Source organism: Paraburkholderia sp. MPAMCS5 (genome assembly GCF_036016995.1).
In the GTDB taxonomy this organism is placed as follows: domain Bacteria; phylum Pseudomonadota; class Gammaproteobacteria; order Burkholderiales; family Burkholderiaceae; genus Paraburkholderia.
In genome coordinates this window covers 16,035-36,850 of sequence record NZ_JAYXBK010000016.1, presented here as the reverse complement: position 1 = coordinate 36,850, position 20,816 = coordinate 16,035, and the positions used below count along the sequence as shown (strand labels likewise).

Annotated in this window: 15 protein-coding genes and 2 pseudogenes; 13 read left to right on the top strand and 4 right to left on the bottom strand. The window is 63.4% G+C overall.

The window, feature by feature from the left end; all coding sequences use genetic code 11:
* Positions 1-4: 4 nt before the first annotated feature.
* Positions 5-1,912: a 1-deoxy-D-xylulose-5-phosphate synthase gene (dxs, locus tag VOM14_RS26480; RefSeq protein WP_327631692.1), complete on the top strand. Its 1,908-nt coding sequence runs from the start codon at positions 5-7 to the stop codon at positions 1,910-1,912.
* A gap of 225 nt (positions 1,913-2,137) precedes the next feature.
* Positions 2,138-2,944 carry a GTP cyclohydrolase FolE2 gene (folE2, locus tag VOM14_RS26475; RefSeq protein WP_327631691.1) on the top strand — a complete coding sequence of 269 codons (807 nt, stop codon included), beginning with the start codon at positions 2,138-2,140 and terminating at the stop codon, positions 2,942-2,944.
* 90 nt (positions 2,945-3,034) lie between these two features.
* On the opposite strand, the gene tsaD is transcribed toward folE2, so the two are convergent.
* A complete protein-coding gene (gene tsaD / locus VOM14_RS26470; RefSeq protein ID WP_327631690.1) occupies positions 3,035-4,063 on the bottom strand; it encodes a tRNA (adenosine(37)-N6)-threonylcarbamoyltransferase complex transferase subunit TsaD in 1,029 nt (342 codons plus the stop codon).
* 111 nt (positions 4,064-4,174) lie between these two features.
* Here tsaD and VOM14_RS26465 point away from each other — a divergent pair, with 111 nt between their 5' ends.
* The 8 genes and pseudogenes from VOM14_RS26465 to VOM14_RS26430 all read left to right on the top strand — a co-directional run bounded on the left by VOM14_RS26465 (position 4,175) and on the right by VOM14_RS26430 (position 15,459).
* Positions 4,175-5,392 (top strand): NAD(P)/FAD-dependent oxidoreductase, encoded by a 1,218-nt coding sequence (locus tag VOM14_RS26465; RefSeq protein WP_327631689.1) that lies wholly within the window; start codon positions 4,175-4,177, stop codon positions 5,390-5,392.
* A gap of 68 nt (positions 5,393-5,460) precedes the next feature.
* Positions 5,461-5,674, top strand: a pseudogene (gene rpsU / locus VOM14_RS26460) (30S ribosomal protein S21).
* A gap of 241 nt (positions 5,675-5,915) precedes the next feature.
* Complete coding sequence (locus tag VOM14_RS26455) at positions 5,916-6,362, top strand: GatB/YqeY domain-containing protein (RefSeq protein ID WP_327631688.1); 447 nt, start codon at positions 5,916-5,918, stop codon at positions 6,360-6,362.
* A gap of 99 nt (positions 6,363-6,461) precedes the next feature.
* On the top strand, positions 6,462-8,330 hold the full coding sequence (dnaG, locus tag VOM14_RS26450; RefSeq protein WP_327631687.1) for a DNA primase: 1,869 nt from the start codon (positions 6,462-6,464) through the stop codon (positions 8,328-8,330).
* Between the two features lie 91 nt (positions 8,331-8,421).
* Positions 8,422-10,821 carry an RNA polymerase sigma factor RpoD gene (gene rpoD / locus VOM14_RS26445; protein ID WP_327631686.1) on the top strand — a complete coding sequence of 800 codons (2,400 nt, stop codon included), beginning with the start codon at positions 8,422-8,424 and terminating at the stop codon, positions 10,819-10,821.
* An 898-nt stretch (positions 10,822-11,719) separates the two neighbouring features.
* Entirely contained in the window at positions 11,720-13,141 is a 1,422-nt protein-coding gene (hpnJ, locus tag VOM14_RS26440) for a hopanoid biosynthesis associated radical SAM protein HpnJ (RefSeq protein WP_327631685.1), read from the top strand.
* Positions 13,138-14,298 (top strand): bacteriohopanetetrol glucosamine biosynthesis glycosyltransferase HpnI, encoded by a 1,161-nt coding sequence (hpnI, locus tag VOM14_RS26435; protein WP_327631684.1) that lies wholly within the window; start codon positions 13,138-13,140, stop codon positions 14,296-14,298. Before hpnJ ends, hpnI (VOM14_RS26435) begins: the two co-directional genes overlap by 4 nt.
* A gap of 99 nt (positions 14,299-14,397) precedes the next feature.
* Positions 14,398-15,459, top strand: coding sequence for a flippase-like domain-containing protein (locus VOM14_RS26430; protein WP_327631683.1), 1,062 nt, complete (start codon positions 14,398-14,400; stop codon positions 15,457-15,459).
* A gap of 20 nt (positions 15,460-15,479) precedes the next feature.
* Here VOM14_RS26430 and VOM14_RS26425 read toward each other — a convergent pair whose 3' ends face one another.
* Both VOM14_RS26425 and VOM14_RS26420 read right to left on the bottom strand, forming a co-directional pair.
* Entirely contained in the window at positions 15,480-16,964 is a 1,485-nt protein-coding gene (locus VOM14_RS26425; protein WP_327631682.1) for an ATP-binding protein, read from the bottom strand.
* On the bottom strand, positions 16,965-17,624 hold the full coding sequence (locus VOM14_RS26420; protein ID WP_327631681.1) for a response regulator: 660 nt from the start codon (positions 17,622-17,624) through the stop codon (positions 16,965-16,967).
* A gap of 359 nt (positions 17,625-17,983) precedes the next feature.
* Here VOM14_RS26420 and VOM14_RS26415 point away from each other — a divergent pair, with 359 nt between their 5' ends.
* Entirely contained in the window at positions 17,984-18,334 is a 351-nt protein-coding gene (locus tag VOM14_RS26415) for a hypothetical protein (RefSeq protein ID WP_327631680.1), read from the top strand.
* Between the two features lie 11 nt (positions 18,335-18,345).
* Positions 18,346-19,707, top strand: coding sequence for a bacteriohopanetetrol glucosamine biosynthesis glycosyltransferase HpnI (gene hpnI, locus VOM14_RS26410; protein WP_327631679.1), 1,362 nt, complete (start codon positions 18,346-18,348; stop codon positions 19,705-19,707).
* 46 nt (positions 19,708-19,753) lie between these two features.
* On the opposite strand, the pseudogene VOM14_RS31500 reads toward hpnI (VOM14_RS26410), so the two are convergent.
* Positions 19,754-19,900 (bottom strand): annotated as a pseudogene (locus VOM14_RS31500) (hypothetical protein); the annotation flags it as partial.
* On the opposite strand from VOM14_RS31500, the gene hpnK reads away from it, so the two are divergent.
* Positions 19,874-20,671, top strand: a complete 798-nt coding sequence (hpnK, locus tag VOM14_RS26405; protein ID WP_327631678.1) for a hopanoid biosynthesis-associated protein HpnK — start codon at positions 19,874-19,876, stop codon at positions 20,669-20,671. The pseudogene VOM14_RS31500 and the gene hpnK overlap by 27 nt on opposite strands.
* Positions 20,672-20,816 lie beyond the last annotated feature (145 nt).

The window sequence follows — 20,816 nt, the reverse complement described above, 5'->3', positions numbered from 1 at the left end:
GACGATGTACGACTTGCTGAAAACCATCGACGACCCGGCAGCGCTGCGCCGCCTCGATCGCCGCCAATTGCAACCGCTTGCAGACGAGTTGCGCGCCTTTGTGCTCGACAGCGTATCGCAGACGGGCGGCCATCTTTCGTCCAACCTCGGCACGGTCGAGTTGACCATTGCTCTGCATTATGTGTTCGACACGCCGCATGACCGGATCGTCTGGGACGTCGGCCATCAGACGTATCCGCACAAGATCCTGACCGGCCGCCGCGACAGGATGCAAACGCTGCGTCAGTTGGGCGGCATTTCGGGCTTCCCGAAACGCGACGAATCGGACTACGACACTTTCGGTACCGCGCATTCCAGCACGTCGATTTCGGCGGCGCTCGGCATGGCGATCGCGAGCAAGCTGCAGGGCGACAACCGCATGGGCATCGCCGTGATTGGCGACGGCGCCATGACCGCGGGCATGGCCTTCGAGGCCATGAACAACGCCGGCGTGGAAGACGACGTGCCGCTGCTCGTCATCCTGAACGATAACGACATGTCGATTTCGCCGCCGGTCGGCGCGCTCAATCGCCATCTCGCGCGCCTGATGTCCGGCCGCTTCTACGCCGCCGCGCGCGCGGGTGTGGAACGCGTGCTGCGCGTCGCGCCGCCCATGCTCGATCTCGCCCGCAAGCTCGAAGAGCACGCGAAGGGCATGATCGTGCCCGCCACGCTGTTCGAGGAATTCGGCTTTAACTATATCGGGCCGATCGACGGCCACGATCTCGATTCGCTGATTCCCACGCTGCAGAACATCAAGGAACTGCGCGGTCCGCAATTCCTGCACGTGGTGACGAAGAAAGGCCAGGGCTACAAGCTCGCCGAGGCCGATCCGGTGCTGTATCACGGCCCCGGCAAGTTCAATCCGGCAGAAGGCATCAAGCCGGCGGCCACGCCGTCGAAGAAAACCTACACGCAGGTGTTCGGCGAATGGCTGTGCGACGCGGCCGAACTGGACGCGCGCGTCGTCGGCATCACGCCGGCCATGCGCGAAGGCTCGGGCATGGTCGAGTTCGAGAAGCGCTTTCCGGAGCGCTATTTCGACGTCGGCATCGCCGAGCAGCATGCAGTCACGTTTGCCGGCGGTCTCGCCGCGGACGGCATGAAGCCGGTCGTCGCGATCTACTCGACGTTCCTGCAACGCGCTTACGACCAGCTGATCCACGACGTTGCGCTGCAAAATCTGCCGGTGGTGTTCGCCATCGACCGCGCGGGTCTGGTCGGCGCCGACGGCGCAACGCACGCGGGCGCTTACGACCTCGCGTTCCTGCGCTGCATCCCGAACATGATGGTGATGGCCGCGTCGGACGAAAACGAATGCCGCCAGATGCTGTACACGGCGTTGCAGCAGTCTTGCCCCACGGCCGTGCGCTATCCGCGCGGCGCGGGCACGGGCGTCGCAACCATCAAGCAGATGGCCGCGCTGCCGGTGGGCAAGGGCGAAGTGCGTCGCGAAACGTCGCAGCCGGCCGGCAAACGCATCGCAATCCTGGCGTTCGGCACGATGGTCGCGCCGTCGCTCGCGGCGGCTGAACAGCTCGACGCCACGGTGGCGAACATGCGCTTTGTGAAGCCGCTCGACGCCGAACTCGTGCGTCAACTGGCCGACACGCACGACGCCATCGTCACCGTCGAGGAAGGCTGCGTGATGGGCGGCGCGGGTTCGGCCTGCGTCGAAGCCCTGCTTGAAAGTGGGGTTATGCGACCCGTACTACAATTGGGCCTTCCTGACCGCTTCATCGATCACGGCGATCCGGCCAAGCTGCTCGCCGCGTGTGGTCTCGACGCTACCGGCATTGCCAATTCGATTCGCGAACGCTTCCTGTCGAGCGGCGCGGTCGGCGCCCAGTCGTCGGTCAAGCGCGTCGCTTGAGGCGAGCAGAAGTTGGCCTATCGGTTTGCCGATAGGCACTTCGACAATCCAACTTTGTACCGATGGGCCCGTGGGCCCATCATCCAACGCCGGCAGGGGCCGGCGTTTGCCGTTGCGGTCGCCGTCCGCGCGGTCGCTGAGGAATCCCAAACCTGTCGCTTTGCGACAGCCCGCAGGGGCAGGAAAACCTGGGGTGGGCCAGCGTTTTCTTGAAAGGACAAGAACATGAACCAGATGAATCCCGCCTTCGTGATGCCAGACGTGCAAAGTACGCCCGATACGCGCCAGATCCCGATTCAGCGCGTCGGCGTCAAGGCGGTGCGCCATCCGCTGACGGTGCGCACGCCGGGCGGCGACGTGCAGCCGACAGTCGGCACGTGGAATCTCGACGTGCACTTGCCGGCTGACCAGAAGGGCACGCACATGTCGCGCTTCGTCGCGTTGCTGGAAGAGAACAAGGCGCCGCTCGAAGCGGCCACGTTCCGCGCGATGCTCGCCGCGATGCTGGAAAAGCTGGAAGCCGAGGCGGGCCGCATCGAAGTATCGTTCCCTTACTTCGTGAACAAGACCGCGCCGGTGTCAGGCGTGCAAAGCCTGCTCGACTACGAAGTCACGTTGACCGGAGAAACGCGCAACGGCACGACGCGTCTTTTCCTCAAGGTGCTCGTGCCGGTCACGAGCCTCTGCCCGTGCTCGAAGAAGATCTCGCAATACGGCGCGCACAACCAGCGCTCGCATGTCACGATCAACGCCGAACTGGCCGGCGACGTCGCGGCGGAAGACCTGATCCGCATCGCCGAGGAAGAAGCGTCGTGCGAATTGTGGGGCTTGCTCAAGCGCCCGGACGAGAAGTTCGTGACCGAGCGCGCGTACGAAAACCCGAAGTTCGTTGAAGACCTGGTGCGTGACGTCGCGCAGCGTCTGAACGCGGACGAGCGGATCGTCGCGTATGTGCTCGAAGCGGAGAACTTCGAGTCGATTCACAATCACAGCGCGTATGCGGTGATCGAGCGGGACAAGCGAATCGGCTAAACGCGCCTGATGATCCGATTTCCCGACTATAAAAAAGCCGCTTTTGAAAGCGGCTTTTTTATTGGGTGAACACCATGAAGTGATCTGGATTCAGCGTGCGAGCGAAGTCAGATCCCAGCGCGGCTTCACGGTGAACGCGTAGTCTTTGCCCGATTGATCGGGCCAGCGTTGCAGCCGCAACGCGCCGGCCAGCGCGATCATCGCGCCGTTGTCCGTGCACAGCGAGAGGTCTGGGTAGTGCACGTAGAAGTTGCGCTTCTGCGCCGCGGCCGACAGCGCCTCGCGCAACTGCCGGTTCGCGCCCACGCCGCCCGCCACGACCAGCCGGTTGAGCTTCGTGCGCTTGAGCGCCGCGAGCGATTTGGCGGCCAGCACTTCGACGGCGGCGTCGACGAAACCGCGCGCCAGATCCGCTTTCGCCTGCTCGCAGATGTTCGCGCCGCCGAGCTTTTTCGCGTGCGTGAGCACGGCTGTCTTCAGGCCGCTGAAGCTGAAGTCGAGGTCGCCGGAATGCAGCATGGGACGCGGCAGCACGACGGCGCCCGGCGTGCCGAACTCCGCCATGCGCGAGACTTCCGGGCCGCCTGGATAGCCGAGGCCGAGCAGCTTGGCGGTTTTGTCGAAGGCTTCGCCGGCGGCGTCGTCGAGCGTTTCGCCCAGTGTTTCGTAGACGCCCACGTCGGTCACGCGCATCAATTGCGTATGGCCGCCCGACACCAGCAACGCGACGAACGGAAACGGCGGCGGCTCGGCCACCAGCAGCGGCGACAGCAAATGCCCTTCGAGGTGGTGAATGCCGATGGTCGGCTTGTCCCACGCCATGGCGAGCGAATTCGCGACGCTCGCGCCCACCAGCAGCGCGCCCGCGAGCCCGGGCCCTTGCGTATAAGCGATTGCGTCGATGTCGCCGCGCGACGCGCCGGCCCGCTCCATCACTTCTTCGAGCAGGGGCAGCGCGCGCCGGATATGGTCGCGCGACGCGAGTTCCGGCACCACGCCGCCATATTCCCGATGCATGGCGATCTGCGAGTGCAGCGCGTGCGCGAGCAGGCCGCGCTCCGTGTCGTAGAGCGCGAGGCCGGTTTCGTCGCAGGAGCTTTCGATGCCGAGAACGAGCATGATTCGTGGGCTAAAACGGGCTTTTTGAGGTGCCCGAAACGCAAATAGGGAAGCCAGAAAGTATAGCAGCGCGGGCAAGGCCCCGCAGACGCGCAGGTACAATGCGGCCCCATGGAATCCTTCGATATCGCAGTGATCGGCGCGGGCGCGGCCGGCATGATGTGCGCGGCCGTGGCCGGGCAACTGGGCCGCCGCGTGGTGCTGATCGATCACTCGCAGCGTCTCGCGGAAAAGATCCGCATCTCCGGCGGCGGCCGCTGCAACTTCACGAACCTGCACGCGGGGCCGGCCAACTATCTGTCGGCGAACCCCCATTTTTGCCGCTCCGCGCTCGCGCGCTACACGCCGCGCGACTTCATGGCGCTGCTCAAGCGGCATCATGTGACCTGGCACGAGAAGCATAAAGGGCAGCTTTTCTGCAATGAATCGAGCGACGCCGTCATCAACGTGCTGAAAAGCGAGTGCGACGCCGGACGGGTGGCATGGCGCACGCCGGTTTTGGTCGAGCAGGCAAGGCAAGACGCGCAAGGGCGCTTCACGCTCGACACGAACGCCGGCGCAATTGCCGCGCGCGCGGTCGTGGTGGCGACTGGCGGCCTGTCGGTTCCGAAAATCGGCGCCACGGACTTCGCATACCGGCTCGCGAAGCAGTTCGGCCACAAGCTCATCGACACGCGTCCCGCGCTGGTGCCGCTTACGTTTGCCGCCACCGACTGGGAGCCGTTTTCGGCGCTCTCGGGCGTGTCGCTGGAAGTGCGGATCACGACCGGCAACAAGAAGTCGGGCGCGCAATTCGACGAAGACCTGTTGCTCACGCATCGCGGTCTCTCCGGCCCCGGCGTGCTGCAGATTTCGAGCTACTGGCAGCCGGGCGAGCCGATCCACATCGATCTGCTGCCGAATCGGGACGCCGCGACCGCGCTGCTCGAAGCGAAGACCGGCACGCGGCGGCAGATCGCGAATCTGCTGTCGGAGTGGGTGCCGCAGCGGCTCGCGCACGTGTGGCTCGAGACGCACCAGATTCCCGCCGAAGCCCGCGTGGCCGATCTGCCGGACAAGACGCTTCGGCGGATCGGCGAAGCGCTGTCGCGCTGGACGCTCACGCCGAACGGCACCGAAGGCTACCGCAAAGCCGAAGTGACGCGGGGCGGAGTGGACACGCGCGACCTGTCGTCGACGACCATGATGAGCGCTCGCGCGCCGGGGCTTTACTTTGTCGGCGAGGCGGTCGACGTCACCGGCTGGCTCGGCGGCTACAATTTTCAGTGGGCCTGGGCATCGGGCGTGGCGGCCGGCCAGGCAGCCGCGGAGCACGTCCGGGGGGCTTGACGGCGCAGTGGCTTTGTGAGAAAGCTCTGCTATACTCCTGAACCTTTACAAAGTTCCGTTATTGAAAAATGACGATCATCCGCGTAAAAGACAACGAGCCGTGCGAAGTTGCCAGGCGCCGTTTCAAGCGCATCATGGAGAAAAACGGGCTTGCTGACGGAACTTCGGGCGCGCGAGTTTTACGAAAAGCCTACGGCTGAGCGCAAGCGCAAGAAGGCGGCTGCGGTGAGGCGTCATTTCAAGCGTCTGCGTAGCCAGATGCTGCCAAAAAAGTTCTACTGATTCTGGCGTTGCCGCGGTTCCGGTCAAACGGAGCGGCGACATCCAACCGGTGACGGCACAACGGGTGCCGGCACGGAAAACACGGTCTTTTCGGACCAGCCGGCAGGGTCGCATCCACCACGCACATTGCGTCCACCCGCTTGAGGAAGCTGTCCCAAGCGGGTATTCGTGTTCATGCGCATCGATGCGTGTCGATAACTCGACGCGGCCGGTTTCAATTTCAAACGCATTCAGGTGAGTGATGAGCCTCAAGGACCGGATCAACGACGATATGAAAGCCGCCATGCGGGCACGTGAAACGGAACGTCTCGGCACGATCCGCCTGCTGCTCGCCGCGATCAAGCAGCGCGAAGTGGACGAACGCGTCACGCTCGACGACGCCGCGATTACCGCTGTCGTCGACAAGATGATCAAGCAGCGCAAAGACTCGATCAGCCAGTTCGAGGCCGCGGGCCGCACGGATCTCGCCGACAAGGAAAAGGCCGAAATGGGCATTCTCGCGGCATATATGCCCGAGCAGATGTCGGAGGCGGAAATTGTTGCCGAGGTGCAGGCCGCCATCGCGCAAACGGGCGCCGCGGGCCCGCAGGACATGGGTAAGGTGATGGGCGTGCTGAAGCCGAAGCTCGCCGGCCGCGCCGACATGACCGCCGTGTCGGCGCAAGTCAAAGCCGCGCTGGCGAAGTAATTCCGCTTTGTGATCCGCGCGCCCGCTGCTGGCGGCGCGCGCGGCCTTGAGCTTCTCAGGCGGCGTTTTCAGGCAACGTTATCAAGGCAGCGTCATACCGTGATCCCACCGTCATTCCTGCAGGATCTGCTCAACCGCGTCGATATCGTCGACGTGGTGGGCCGGTATGTGCAGTTGAAGAAAGGCGGCGCGAATTTCATGGGGCTTTGTCCGTTTCACAACGAGAAAAGCCCTTCGTTTACGGTTAGTCCGACTAAACAGTTCTATCACTGCTTCGGTTGCGGCGCGCATGGCACCGCAATCGGTTTCCTGATGGAGCATGTGGGCGCCTCGTTTCCCGAGGCCGTCAACGAACTGGCCCAATCAGTCGGGTTGACCGTGCCGAACGAGCCTTCGCCCGGCTATGGAGGCGGCGGTTCCGGCGGCTATGCGCCGGGCGCCTCGAAAGCGGTGACCACCGCGCTTTCCGATGTGATGCAGACCGCCTGCGACTTCTACCGCAAGCAGTTGCGCGGCGCGCCGTCGGCAATCCAGTATCTGAAGAAACGCGGCCTGACGGGCGAAATTGCCGCCCGCTTCGGGCTCGGCTATGCGCCGGACGGCTGGCAGAACCTCGAAGCCGCGTTTGCGAACTATCGCGACGATTCGCTGGTCGAATCGGGGCTCGTCATCGTGAGCGAAAAGTCTGACGGGCAAGGGCAGAACCGTCGCTACGACCGCTTCCGCGAGCGGATCATGTTCCCCATACGCAATGTGAAGGGGCAGGTCATCGGGTTCGGCGGCCGCGTTCTGGACAGCGGCGAGCCCAAATATTTGAATTCGCCGGAAACGCCTCTATTTAACAAAGGCAGCGAGCTATACGGGCTTTTTGAGGCGCGGCTCGCGATCCGGGAACAGCACTACGTGCTGGTCGTCGAAGGTTATATGGATGTGGTCGCGCTGGCCCAATTGGGGTTCCAGAACGCGGTCGCCACGCTCGGCACAGCCTGCACGCCGATTCATGTGCAGAAACTGATGCGCCAGACCGACACGGTCATCTTCAGTTTCGACGGCGATTCGGCGGGCCGGCGCGCCGCGCGCCGCGCACTGGATGCCTGCCTGCCGCACGCGGCGGACAACCGGACCATCCGCTTTCTGTTTCTTCCCGCCGAGCACGACCCGGACAGCTACGTGCGCGAATTCGGCACTGAGGCGTTCGCCGAGCAGGTTGAGCGCGCCACGCCGCTCTCGCAGTTCATGCTGAACGAGGTACTGACCGGCAAGGAACTCGATCAGCCGGAAGGCAAGGCGCGCGCGCTGTTCGACGCGAAGCCGCTGCTGCAGGCGCTGCCCGCCAATGCGCTGCGCGCGCAGATCATGCATATGTTCGCCGACCGGCTGGACGTGCCGTTCGACGAGGTGGCCGCGCTCTGCGAGGTCGATTCGCGCATCGCGGCGGTGGCCCGCTCGGCGCCGGCCCGCAAGGACCGGCGCAGCGTGACCGGCATCGAAGAAAAGACGCTGCGCAATCTCGTGATGTATCCGCGCACGGTCGCCGTGCTCGACGAGGAAGCGGAGCAGGCGCTGCTTGCCGTGACCCGGCACGGTGAACTGTTCGAGGAAGTGGCGACGCACGCGCGCGCATTGGGCGATTCGGCGGAATTCCAGTTGCTGTCCGACCTATTGCGAAATGGCGCAAACGCCCCAACTTTCGAGGAAATCTTTCGCAAAATTCTGGACTATGATGAAAACGTCCGGGATTTGCTGCTGAAGGACCCGGAAGATGCGACCGTCATCGAGGAGCGGCGCGAGCAGGAAAGAATCGTGGGAGAGGAGTTGAAAGCGGCGATTCTGAAGATGCAATACGACGCGTATTGCGATCGTCTCGAGCAGCTTTCGCGGCAATCCCGGCACACGCCGGAGGAGTTCGCGGAACTTGCGGAGCTCAATCGGAAGCGGGCTGACATGAAGCGCCAGCTCGGCTTGTAGGCGGGAGCGCAGAAACCTGAGTGATATAATTAAAGGTTTCCAGCGGTTTGTTTTTTAAAGAGTTTTCCAAGCAAAGGCGAAAGGCGATGCGATGGCAAAGACGACAGGCGGAAAGAACACACCAGGCCCACGCTCCACGGAGCAGACCGAAAAAGTCACTTCGGCCAGGTTAGTTTCTTCCGCCCGGAAGGCGTCTGCTGCCAGCGTTGCACCGGCTGCCGGGAAGAGACCGTCGACCACCCCGGCTGCGCGAGCGGAGCCGGCAAGGGCGGCAAAGGCGGCGAAAGCTGTACCACCTCCGGCCGCGAGGCGGCCGGGTGTCAGAAGCGCAAGGGAAGCGGCTGTCGCGCGGGACGATGCGGCAGTGCGCGAGACTCCAGTATCCACGGTTCTACCGGCTGTTGTCCACCAGCCGCGAGTCGAGACTACAGCCGGTACGGCGAACTCCATGACGAAAAAGCTGAATGAAGTACCCGTCGATGACGACGCAACCCAGAGCGAAGAAACTCCTGTGGCCGCTTCCGGCAAAGTGGAAAAGGCCAAGGCTCGCGACCGTCGTGCCAAGGAAAAGGCGCTGCTGAAAGACGCATTTTCGTCGTCGCAGCCCGGCACCGTCGAGGAACTCGAAGAGCGCCGCTCGAAACTGCGCGCGCTGATCAAGCTCGGCAAGGAGCGCGGCTTCCTCACCTACGCTGAAATCAACGATCACCTGCCGGACAACTTCACCGAGACCGAGGCGATCGAAGGCATCATCAGCACGTTCAACGACATGGGCGTGGCCGTGTACGAGCAGGCGCCCGACGCGGAAACGCTGCTGCTGAACGACAACGCGCCCGCCGCATCGTCGGACGACGAAGTGGAAGAGGAAGCCGAAGTCGCGCTCTCCACCGTCGACTCCGAATTTGGCCGCACCACCGACCCCGTGCGCATGTACATGCGTGAAATGGGCACCGTCGAGCTGCTCACGCGCGAAGGCGAAATCGAAATCGCCAAGCGGATCGAAGATGGCTTGAAGCACATGGTCATGGCCATCTCCGCGTGCCCGACCACCATCGCCGACATTCTGGCCATGGCCGAGCGCGTCGCGAACGAGGAAATCCGCATCGACGAACTGGTCGACGGCCTGATCGACGCCGACGCGGAAGACGCCGACGGCTTTTCCGAACAGGAAGCCGAAGCGATCGAGAGCGAAGACGAGGAAGAAGAGGAAGAGGAAGAAGGCGAAGAGGAAGAAGACGACGGCACGGCGCAGGCCACGGCCAACGCGGCGCAAATGGAAGCGCTCAAGCGTGCGTCGCTCGAAAAATTCGCGCTCATCAGCGAATGGTTCGACAAGATGCGTCGCGCGTTCGAGAAGGAAGGCTACAAGTCCAGGTCGTATCTGAAGGCGCAGGAAACGATCCAGAACGAACTCATGACGATCCGCTTCACCGCGCGCACCGTCGAGCGTCTGTGCGACACGTTGCGTGCGCAAGTGGACGAAGTGCGTCAAGTCGAGCGTCAGATCCTGCACACGGTGGTCGACAAGTGCGGCATGCCGCGCGCGGAGTTCATCGCGCGTTTTCCGGGCAGTGAAACCGATCTGGAATGGGCCGACAAGATCGTCGCTGAAGGTCATGCGTATAGCGCGATCCTCACGCGCAATATCCCGGCCATTCGCGAACAGCAGCAACGTCTGCTCGATTTGCAGGCGCGTGTCGTTCTGCCGCTGAAGGATCTGAAGGAAACCAACCGTCAGATGGCGGCCGGCGAACTGAAGGCGCGCCAGGCAAAGCGCGAAATGACTGAGGCGAACTTGCGTCTCGTGATTTCGATCGCGAAGAAGTACACGAACCGCGGTCTGCAATTCCTCGACCTGATTCAGGAAGGCAACATCGGCCTGATGAAGGCGGTGGACAAGTTCGAATACCGTCGTGGCTACAAGTTCTCCACGTATGCAACGTGGTGGATCCGTCAGGCCATTACGCGTTCGATCGCCGACCAGGCGCGCACGATCCGTATTCCGGTTCACATGATCGAAACGATCAACAAGATGAACCGCATCTCGCGCCAGATTCTGCAGGAAACCGGTCTTGAGCCAGACCCGGCAACGCTGGCCGAGAAGATGGAAATGCCGGAAGACAAGATCCGCAAGATCATGAAGATCGCGAAAGAGCCGATTTCCATGGAAACGCCGATCGGTGACGACGACGATTCGCATCTCGGCGACTTCATCGAAGACACGAACACGGTTGCGCCGGCCGATGCCGCATTGCACGCGAGCATGCGCGACGTCGTGAAGGACGTGCTCGACTCGCTCACGCCGCGCGAGGCGAAGGTGCTGCGCATGCGTTTCGGTATCGAGATGAGCACCGATCACACGCTCGAGGAAGTGGGCAAGCAATTCGACGTGACGCGTGAACGTATCCGTCAGATCGAGGCGAAGGCGCTGCGCAAGCTGCGTCATCCGAGCCGCTCGGACAAGCTGAAGTCTTTCCTGGAAGGCAATTGACCGGCGCGCTGAGCCGAGGCGTCGCTCGCGGCAAATGAAGTGGCGGTTTGAAGGGGTTTCCCAGTCGTTTCGCAGCAGCGGAGCGGTTTCGGGGACCCCTTTTTCGTGTAGTATGGCGGCCAATTCGAGGAACGGGGCCGGTCCTTACGTGATCGTCTCCATATACGGTAAAATCTCGGTTTTTCAGGGCCTCTAGCTCATGCCTGGTTAGAGCAGCGGACTTAGCAAGGATTCACCTAAACCATGCGTTGCGGCACGGTGAGTCATAAATGGGTTGCCTTGGGGTAAGTTAGCTCTGCTCCCAGGTAGAACTGCTCAAATTCGGGGAAACCTCTGTTGCGTTGGCAACGTGGCAATCCCGAGCGAAGCTCTCTTTGAGAGAACGTGTAGAGACTGAACGGGCAGGTCGTAAAGACAAGAGACAGTCCAGACCACAAACCCGAAAGGGGCGGTGAAAGCCGTAGCTGGTTAGCATAATCCGTTGGTGCCGTGTTCGACTCACGGGAGGCCCACCAAACACTTGAAAGCCACTCTTTATGAGTGGCTTTTTCTTTGGGCGCGTCAAATACTGGACACGCGAATGCGATCTGTTGCGGGCTTACTTGCTGGAAATAATCCGCGTGATTTAATAAGGGTTGCCAGGTAAATGAAACATCTTTCAATCTGGGCGGCGCGACTGTGATGGCGAGACCTGCCGTGCGAGGCATCCTGTGTGATAATCGGTCGTTGCTCTTGGTGTGAAAGCTGGCCGCCCGCGGCTTAAGATTTCCTTCAGCTTTCGTTCGTACCATTTGCGCCAAACTTTTTCTAGCGGGCTCGCCATTTCCGCGAGTTCCGGTTCCCTGCAGTCTTTCGCGAGAAAGCTGAAGGCGCCCATTCAAGACTTGCTGGAGCACCCATGAAAACGCTGTTCTTGCAGGCGCCGTCGTATGACGGCTTCGACGGTGGCGCGGGTTCGCGCTATCAGGCCAAACGCGAAGTCCGTTCATTCTGGTATCCGACGTGGCTCGCGCAACCCGCCGCCCTCGTTCCCGACAGCCGCGTGCTGGATGCGCCCGCTGACGGACTTTCCGTCAGCGCGACGCTCGATATCGCGCAGCAATACGATCTGGTGATCCTTCACACCAGCACGCCTTCCTTTCCCACCGACGCGCTTTTCGCCGAAGATCTGAAAAAGCGCAAGCCCTCGGTGCTCATCGGCATGGTCGGCGCGAAGGTCGCGGTCGACCCGCACAATTCGCTGACGGCCAGTGAGGCGATCGACTTCGTCTGTCGTGAAGAATTCGATTTCACGTGCCAGGAAGTGGCCGCGCGCAAGCCGTTTGCCCAGATCAAAGGTCTCAGTTATCGCGCAGCCGACGGCTCGATCGAGCATAACGAAGCGCGCCCGATCCTTGAGGACATGGACGAACTGCCGTTCGTCGCGCCCGTTTACCAGCGCGATCTGACGATCGACAACTACTTCATCGGCTATCTGAAGCACCCTTACGTGTCGATCTACACGGGGCGTGGCTGCCGCTCGAAGTGCACGTTCTGCCTATGGCCGCAAACGGTGGGCGGCCATCGCTACCGCACGCGTTCTGTGGAGAACGTGCTCGCGGAAGTGAAGTGGATTCGCGACAACATGCCGGGCGTGAAGGAAATCATGTTCGACGACGACACTTTTACCGACTTCAAGCCGCGCGTGGAAGAAATTGCGCGTGGGCTGGGCAAGCTCGGCGTAACGTGGTCGTGCAACGCGAAGGCCAATGTTCCGTATTCCACGCTGAAGATCATGAAGGAAAACGGCCTGCGTCTTCTGCTGGTCGGCTACGAATCCGGCGACGACCAGATCCTGCTGAACATCAAGAAGGGTTTGCGCACCGACATCGCGCGCCGTTTCAGCGAAGATTGCCGCAAGCTCGGCATCAAGATTCACGGCACTTTCATTCTGGGTCTGCCCGGCGAAACGCAGGAAACCATCCAGAAGACGATCCAGTACGCGAAGGAGATCAATCCGCACACCATTCAGGTGTCGCTCGCGGCGCCGTATCCGGGCACGAGGCTCTACAACGAGGCCGTGGAAAACGGCTGGCTCGAAGAGAACAAGGTGATCAACCTCGTCAGCAAGGAAGGCGTGCAGCTCGCGGCAATCGGCTATCCGCATCTGTCGCGCGAGGAGATCTATCACCAGCTCGAAAACTTCTACAAGCGCTTCTATTTCCGTCCGTCGAAAATCTGGGAAATTCTGCGCGAAATGTTGTCGAGCTGGGACATGATGAAGCGGCGCTTGCGTGAAGGCGTCGAATTCTTCCGCTTTTTGCGCGCTCACGAGGCGTGAACGGCGCGCACTGGGTCGCCGCCACGTGCGCCTATGCGTGCGCGGTGTGCGCCGTGCTCGGCATTGTCTATACGATGCTGGCAAGCGCGCTGATCGGCCGGTTCTTCGCGCGTGCGGTGGCCGAGCCGGAGAGCTTCCCGCCCGTCACGATCGTCAAGCCGCTGCACGGCAACGAGTGGGCGCTGCTCGCTAATCTATCGAGCTTTTGCAAGCAGAACTACGCGGGCCCCGTGCAGTTTCTCTTCGGCGTGCACGATTCGGCGGACCCTGCCTTGCGGGCCGTCGACGAATTGCGGCGCCTCTTTCCCGAAGCAGACATCACCGTGGTCGCCGACGCGCGGCTGTACGGCCCGAACCGCAAAATCAGCAACATCATCAATATGCTGCCGCGAGCGCGGCACGACGTGCTCGTTTTCGCGGACAGCGACGTGAGCGTCGGCCCCGATTATCTGCGGCACGTGGTCGGCGAACTGGCGCAGCCGGGCGTCGGGCTCGTGACTTGCGTGTATCGCGGGCAGCCCGATCCGGGCTTCTGGCCGCGCCTCTCGGCCAAGGCGACCAACTACCAGTTTCTGCCCGGCGTCGTCACCGGCCTCGCGCTTCGCCTCGCGCGGCCTTGTTTCGGGCAGAGCATCGCGATGCGCCGCAGCACGCTGGACAAGATCGGCGGCTTCATGCCGTTCGTGCACCATCTCGCAGAAGATCACGCGATAGGCGAAGCGGTACGCGCCATCGGCGAGACGGTGGCCATTCCGCCGTTTGCGATCACGCATGCCTGCGTCGAGACGAGCGCGAAACGACTGTTCGCGCATGAGCTCCGCTGGAGCCGCACGATTCGCCGTATCGATCCGCTCGGCCATCTCGGTTCGGCATTGATGCATCCGCTGGCATTTGCATTGCTCGCCGTGACGTTATCCGGCGGCGCGTGGTGGACCTGGCTCGTCGCGGCGCTCGCGATCTGCGCGCGCTTCGCGTTGAAGCTCCTCGCGGACCGCGCGTTGCAACAACGGCGCGGCGGCCTATGGCTGCTGCCGTTCTGGGATATCGTGTCGTTTGCGATATTCATCGCAAGTTTCCGATCCTCGCGCGTGATCTGGCGCGGTTTCAGCTTCAAGGTGGATGGCGACGGCCTGTTGTCGGCCGCGTCAGACGAATAAGGATGCACGGCAGGTTGATGCAGCAATGATCCGCAGTTTTTTCCAATCGAACGATAGTCGGCAAGCCGCATGCGCGAAGCGCGGGCAAGAGGCGCGCGCATGATGAAGCATCTCGGCCGCGTGGCCGCACTGGTGGGTTTGTTCGCGTCGCTCTGGCTGGTCTGGCGCGATAACCCAGGCGCCGTGATCGGCGCATTGCGGGCCGCCGGCGCGGGTCTCGTGCTCGCGGCGCTCGCGCATATCCTGCCGATGCTCGCCAATGCCTGCGACTGGCGCTCGCTGATTCGCGGCGCGAACCGGCCCGGCATCGTGAACATGCTGCATCTCGTGTGGGTGCGCGAATCCATTAACAGCATGTTGCCGGTGGCGCGCATCGGCGGAGAGGTGGTGTCGTTTCGCATGCTCAAGCGCTGGGGTGTGCGGCCGTCCACGGCGGTGGGAAGCATCATCGTCGACATGCAGTTAACGGTGATCAGCCAGTTGCTCTTCACGATGGTCGGCATCGGCTTTCTGTTCGCGCACGCGCATTCCGGCACGCTGCGGCTCGCCGGCCAGCTCGCGTGGGGCGTGGTCGTGCTCACGCCGCTTCTCGTGTTGTTCGCCCTCGTGCAGCACGCGAGTCCGTTCGAGCGCATGACGCGCGTGCTCAACCGCATGACGAGCGGCAAGCTCGCCACGCTTGTCGGGCAGTCCGCGCAAATCGATCAGGCGATCAAGCTGATCTGGCGCCGGCGCGGCGTGGTGCTGCGCTATCTGTTCTTCTGGCAACCGCTGCAGTGCTTCCTCACTTCGCTCGAAATCTGGCTCGCGCTGTATTTTCTCGGCGCGCACGTGACGCTCGTCGAAGCGGTGGTGATCGAGTCGTTGATCCAGGCCATCAGCAGCGCGGCGTTCTTCGTGCCGGGCGGCCTCGGCGTGCAGGAGGGCGGCTTCATTCTGATCGGCGGCGCATTGGGCCTCGATCCGTCGACCTGCCTCGCGCTGGCGGGCGCGCGGCGGATTCGCGATCTGCTCATGTTTGTGCCTGGGCTGATTGCCTGGCAGTTCGCGGAGTCGTCGGGCCGCGAGTCTGGGCGAGATGCGGCGAGGCACGCGCGGGACCGCTCCGGACCCGCGCAACTCGTGAAAGGCAGTGTGGCGGGCGAGACGAACCGGCGTTAGCGCGATCGGCGACGGCAGTTTTACGCAGCCGGTTTTGACCGTTCGCCGGACGATGAAGCCCCCGCGGGAAACGATACATTCACCGCGAGTCCGCGCTGGGCGAGGCCGGTGCCGAAATGCACGGTGCCACCAAAATGCTCGGCGATGCGCTCGACAATCGACAACCCCAAGCCGCTGCCGGTCGCCTGATTGCCGGTCGCGCGAAAGAAGCGATTCGTCAGGCGCGCGAGGTCGTCGGGTGCAACGCCCGGCCCGTCGTCGCGCACGCTGACCAGAACGCGGCCGCTCAGTGGCCTGCTGAGTGGCTCGCTGAGTGACTCATTGAGCCCGTCGCCCAGCGAGTCCTGCACGCGCTGCACAGCGATTTCGATGTTGCCGCCCTCGCTTCCATACTTGATCGCGTTATCCAGCAGGTTGTCGAACAGAATGCCGATCAGCACCGGCTCGGCGTCGATTTCGGCGTGCATGTCGCAGTTGAGCGTCACGTGAATATTTTTTTGCTGCGCGTTGCCCGCATTCGCGAGCCACGCGCTCTTCGCGGCCGCGCCGGGCGCGAGCGGCGACTTCGACATTTTCTCGTGCATGTCGAGGCGCGCGAGCAGCAGTAACTGCTCGGCGAGCCGCGCGCTGCGGTCCACGCCTTGCACGACACGCTCCATGGCGAGCCGCTGCCGCGCGGCGTCGGGTTCGGCCAGCGCGACTTGCGCCTGAACCTTGATCGCGGCGAGCGGCGTCTTCAGTTCATGCGCCGCGTCGGCGGTAAACGCGCGTTCGCGTTCGAGCGAATGCAGCAGCCGCGACAGCAGCAGATTGATTGCATCGACGAGCGGCCGCACTTCGGTCGGCACGCGGCCGATATCGACGGGCTCCAGACGGTTGATGTCGCGCGAACGGATGGCGCCCGAAAGCGTGCGCAGCGGCGCAAGACTCCAGCCGATGCTCAACCACACGAGCAGCGCCAGCACCGGCAGCGCGACCAGCGTGGGGCGCGCGATGCGGCTCGCGACGCCGCTCACCAGATCGCTGCGCGTATTGGCCTGCTCGAATACGCGCACCGTGTGGCCCAGCGCGGTATCGCGCAACGTGAACGAGTGATACGTCTGGCCGCCCAGCACGATGTCCTGCGCGCCGCTCACGGCCGGCACCGGCAAATCCCACGCATGGAGTGCGCGCAAGGGCGGGCTGCCCGCGATCACTTCGCCGTCGCGCGAACGCACCTGGAAGAGCGCGTCGCGCGGCAGCGAGTCGTCGTCGTCGGTGTCGTTGGCGCTCGTTTCGCCGCCCCGTTCTTCTTCGCGCACGTCGATGCGCGCATTGGCCAGCGTGGCGAGATTCGCCTGATCGAGCAGCGCCAGCATCTGCGCGACTTCGGCAAGGCGCGCCTCTTCCCATTCGGTGACTTCTTCCGTGGCCTGCCGATAGCTGGACGCGAGCGCGATCGCCCAGACAAGCGTGATGCTGGCGAGCACAAGCAGCACCAGGCGCCGGCGAATGGAGGCGCCCATTTACTCTTTCTCCACCACGTAGCCGATATTGCGCACGGTGCGGATCAGCTTCGCGCCGAGCTTCTTGCGCAAGTTGGACACATGCACTTCGATTGCATTGCTTTCGATTTCTTCCTGCCATCCGTACAGGCTTTCTTCGAGGCGCGAGCGCGATTGAGGAATGCCCTGATTGGTCAGCAATTGCATGAGGATCGCCCATTCGCGCGAGGTGAGCGACACGCGCTTGCCGGCCACTTCCACGGCTTGCGCGACCGGATTGACGGTCAGATCGCGATAGCGGATCACTTCGATGCTGCGGCCCTGCGAGCGCCGCAGCAAGGCCCGGCAGCGCGCGATCAGCTCGGTCAGATCGAACGGTTTGCCGAGGTAATCGTCCGCGCCGGCTTCGAGACCGCCGACGCGGTCCACGACGGTGCCGCGCGCGGTCAGAATGAGCACCGGCACGTCCTTGCCCGCGTCGCGCAGACGTTTGAGCAGATCCATGCCGGACACGCGCGGCAAGCCCAGATCGAGCACGATCAGCTCATAGCCGGTGGTGTCGAGCGCAAGACTGGCCTTGTGGCCGTCGCGCGCCCAGTCGACGGTGAAGCCCGCCTGACGCAGGCCTGCTTCGATGCCGCAGCCGATCAGATCGTCGTCTTCTACGAGGAGTACGCGCATGAGGCAAATTTTCCGTTAGATGTTGTTATGGCGACGCGGCACGCATGGCCTAAACGCGCGCAGCCGCAACCCTGGAGTTTAACTATGTCGTTCATTAGGTGCTTAATACCGGTTTCTGCTTAAGGTTTCCTTCAGCTTGACTCGATACTATCGCGGCTCAATAGCTTACTGTCGGTTGAACGATGTAAGCGAGCAGCGCGTTTCGCTGTCAGCCTCCTCGAAACGCCGTCGTAAGTACTTCGATGGATTGCACGGAGCCGCACCGGGCGCTCCGTTTGCGCTCCCGATTGAGGGAACAATAGCCGTCAATCGCTCGCGCGGGCCTGCGCGACGCATCCGTCAAGCCACGAGACGAAGCCATGAAGCCAGCCACCGTCGATATGCTGCGAGCACACCTGATGGTGGCCTCGCTGACAGCTCTCGCCGCCGACGTGCTTGCCTGCGTGACGGTGGCCGTCGTGCCCGGCGCGCAGCATCCGTTCGTGTCCTCCACTTTCCGTCTGATCGCGCTCGCTTTCATGGCAAGCGGCGTGATCGTCACCCGCCAGGCCGCGCACGCGGCTTTTCACCTCGCCGTCGAGAAGTGCCATGCGAGCGCAGCCTCGCTGTACTCATGGCCTGTCGCGGTCGCGTCGGATTGCCTGCGGCGCTGGCTCGTCATTCTTCATCTGCGCCTGACGGGAAAACCGTTCATGGCGGGCGTCCACTGACGGACGCCGCAATGGCCGCGCATACATTGACACTATGCCAATGGGTTCTGCTCGCCGGCAGCGTCGGCGCGTCGCTGTATGCGATCGCCGCCGCGCTGGCGATGCCGTTCTTCACGTTGCGTCGCGGCGCGGCCGCCCGCTTTGCCCAGCTTGCGCAAACCGCTCACGCCGTCGATGCCGCGAGCCTCGTGCATGGCGCGGACATCGCGCTCGAAGGCGAGCCCTGTCTGCGTCCGTTCGCCCATGTCGGCGTGAGCGTGCTCAAGCCGCTGTGCGGCGCCGAGCCGCGTCTCTATGAAAATTTGCGAACCTTCTGCGAGCAGCGTCACGGACATTTTCAACTCGTGCTCGGCGTGTCGTCGCCCGACGATCCCGCGATTGCCGTGGTGCGCCGTTTGCAGGCCGCGTATCCGTCGCTCGATATCGAGCTTGCCATCGACACGCGCGTGCACGGCAGCAATCTCAAGGTCAGCAATCTGATCAATATGGCGGAGCGCGCGCGTCACGACGTGATCGTCATCGCCGACAGCGACATCGCGGTGGAAGCCGATTATCTCGACAGCGTGGCCGCGCCGCTCGCGGACTCGCGGGTCGGCGTCGTGACCTGTCTCTACGTGGCGAAGGGCGTGGGCGGGTTCTGGCCGCGCGTGGGCGCGCTCTTCATCAACGAATGGTTCGCGCCTTCGGTGCGCGTCGCGCATATGGGCGGCTCGCGCCGCTTCGGGTTCGGCGCGACGCTCGCGTTGCGGCGCGCGACGCTGGAGAGCATCGGCGGATTCGAGGCGCTGAAAAACTGTCTCGCGGACGACTACTGGCTCGCCGAGCACGTGCGCGCGCTGGGATTGCGAACGGTGCTTTCGCGCGTGATGGTCGCCACCGACGTCATCGAGCCGACGTTCATCGCGCTCTGGCAACGCGAAACGCGCTGGCTGCGCACCATACGTTCGGTCAATCCGCTGGGCTTCGCGTTTCTGTTCATCACGTTTCCGACGCCGTGGATCGTCGCGGGCGCATGGCTCACGAGCGTGCTGGCGACAAGCGGCGGCAGCGCTGCGCACGGCGTTCCGGCACTCGTGAGCGCGGCGGCCACCGCGACGGGACTGGCCGCGCGTCTGCTGCTGCATGCGCGAGGGGCGCGTCAGGAGGCTGCCTCGCGCGGCGGCTTCGGCGGCGCATTCTGGCGCACGTTCTGGCGCGATCTGCCGCTCGTGCCGTTGCGCGATACGTTGTTGCTGCTCCAATGGCTCGGCGGCGGGTTCGGTTCGCACGTGATGTGGCGCGGCACCCGCATGCGCGTCGAAGGTGCGCAAGCGGCGGCGCGCGGCCGCTCGCTGCGCGTGATGGATGTCGCCGAGGCATCCGATGGCCGCTGAGCCTCGCACCGCTGAACCGCGCGCCGCCGAGCCTCGCACCGCTGAACCGCGCGCCGCCGAGCCTCGCACCGCCGAGCCCCGCACCGCTGAACCACGCACCGCTGAACCACGCACCGCTGAGCCTCACACCGCAGAACGCCGTGCCCCCACGCCGCGCGCGCTGATCGTGACCGCCGACGACTTCGGCCTGCATTCGCGCGTGAACCTGGCCGTGGAGCGGGCGCATCGCGACGGCGTGCTGAGCGCCGCGAGCCTCATGGTCGGCGCGCCCGCCGCAGCCGACGCCATCGAGCGAGCCCATGCGCTTGCGCAGTTGCGCGTGGGCCTGCATCTCGTTCTCGCCGACGGCGACGCGGTCATGCCGCGCGCCGGCATTCCCGCCTTGCTCGACGAGCACGGCCGCCTCGGCAACAACATGGTGCGCGACGGCGTGCGCTTCTTCTTTTTGCGGCACGTGCGCAAGCAGCTTGCCCGCGAAATTCGCGCGCAGTTCGAGGCGTTCGCGAGGACCGGCCTCGCGCTCGATCACGTCAACACGCACAAACATTTCCATTTGCATCCGACGGTGCTTGGCTTGATCCTTGAAATTGGCAGCGAATTCGGCATGAAGGCGATGCGCCTGCCTTTCGAAGCAAATGCGCCACTGTGGCTGAAACCGTGGATCGCGCACGTGCGGGCGCGCCTCGACCGCGCGGGAATCGTCCATAACGACTATGTGATCGGCATCGCCGATACGGGCCGCATGGACGAAGCGGCCTGGCTTGCGGCGCTCGCTTCGCTGCCTGACGGCGTGGGCGAGATCTACTGTCATCCCGCGGTTGCCGGCGAACGCGCATTGAGTCACGGCATGCGCGACTATCGGCATACGCACGAACTGGAGGCGCTGCTGTCGCCGAAAGTGGCGCGCGCCATTCGGGATCTCGGCGTCGCGCTGGGCGGATTCGCCGACGTGTTGAGCCGGTAGCGATGCGCCCAGCGCCGTGCCGGCTTCGGCGCATAATTTGAACTATCCAGTTAGAATATTACGTCGTGCAGCCGCCGTCATTGCCGTCGCCGTCGTGGTCGATGCAAAGGCTGGAGGCTTTTTATCAGGTTCTTGAGAGGTTCAT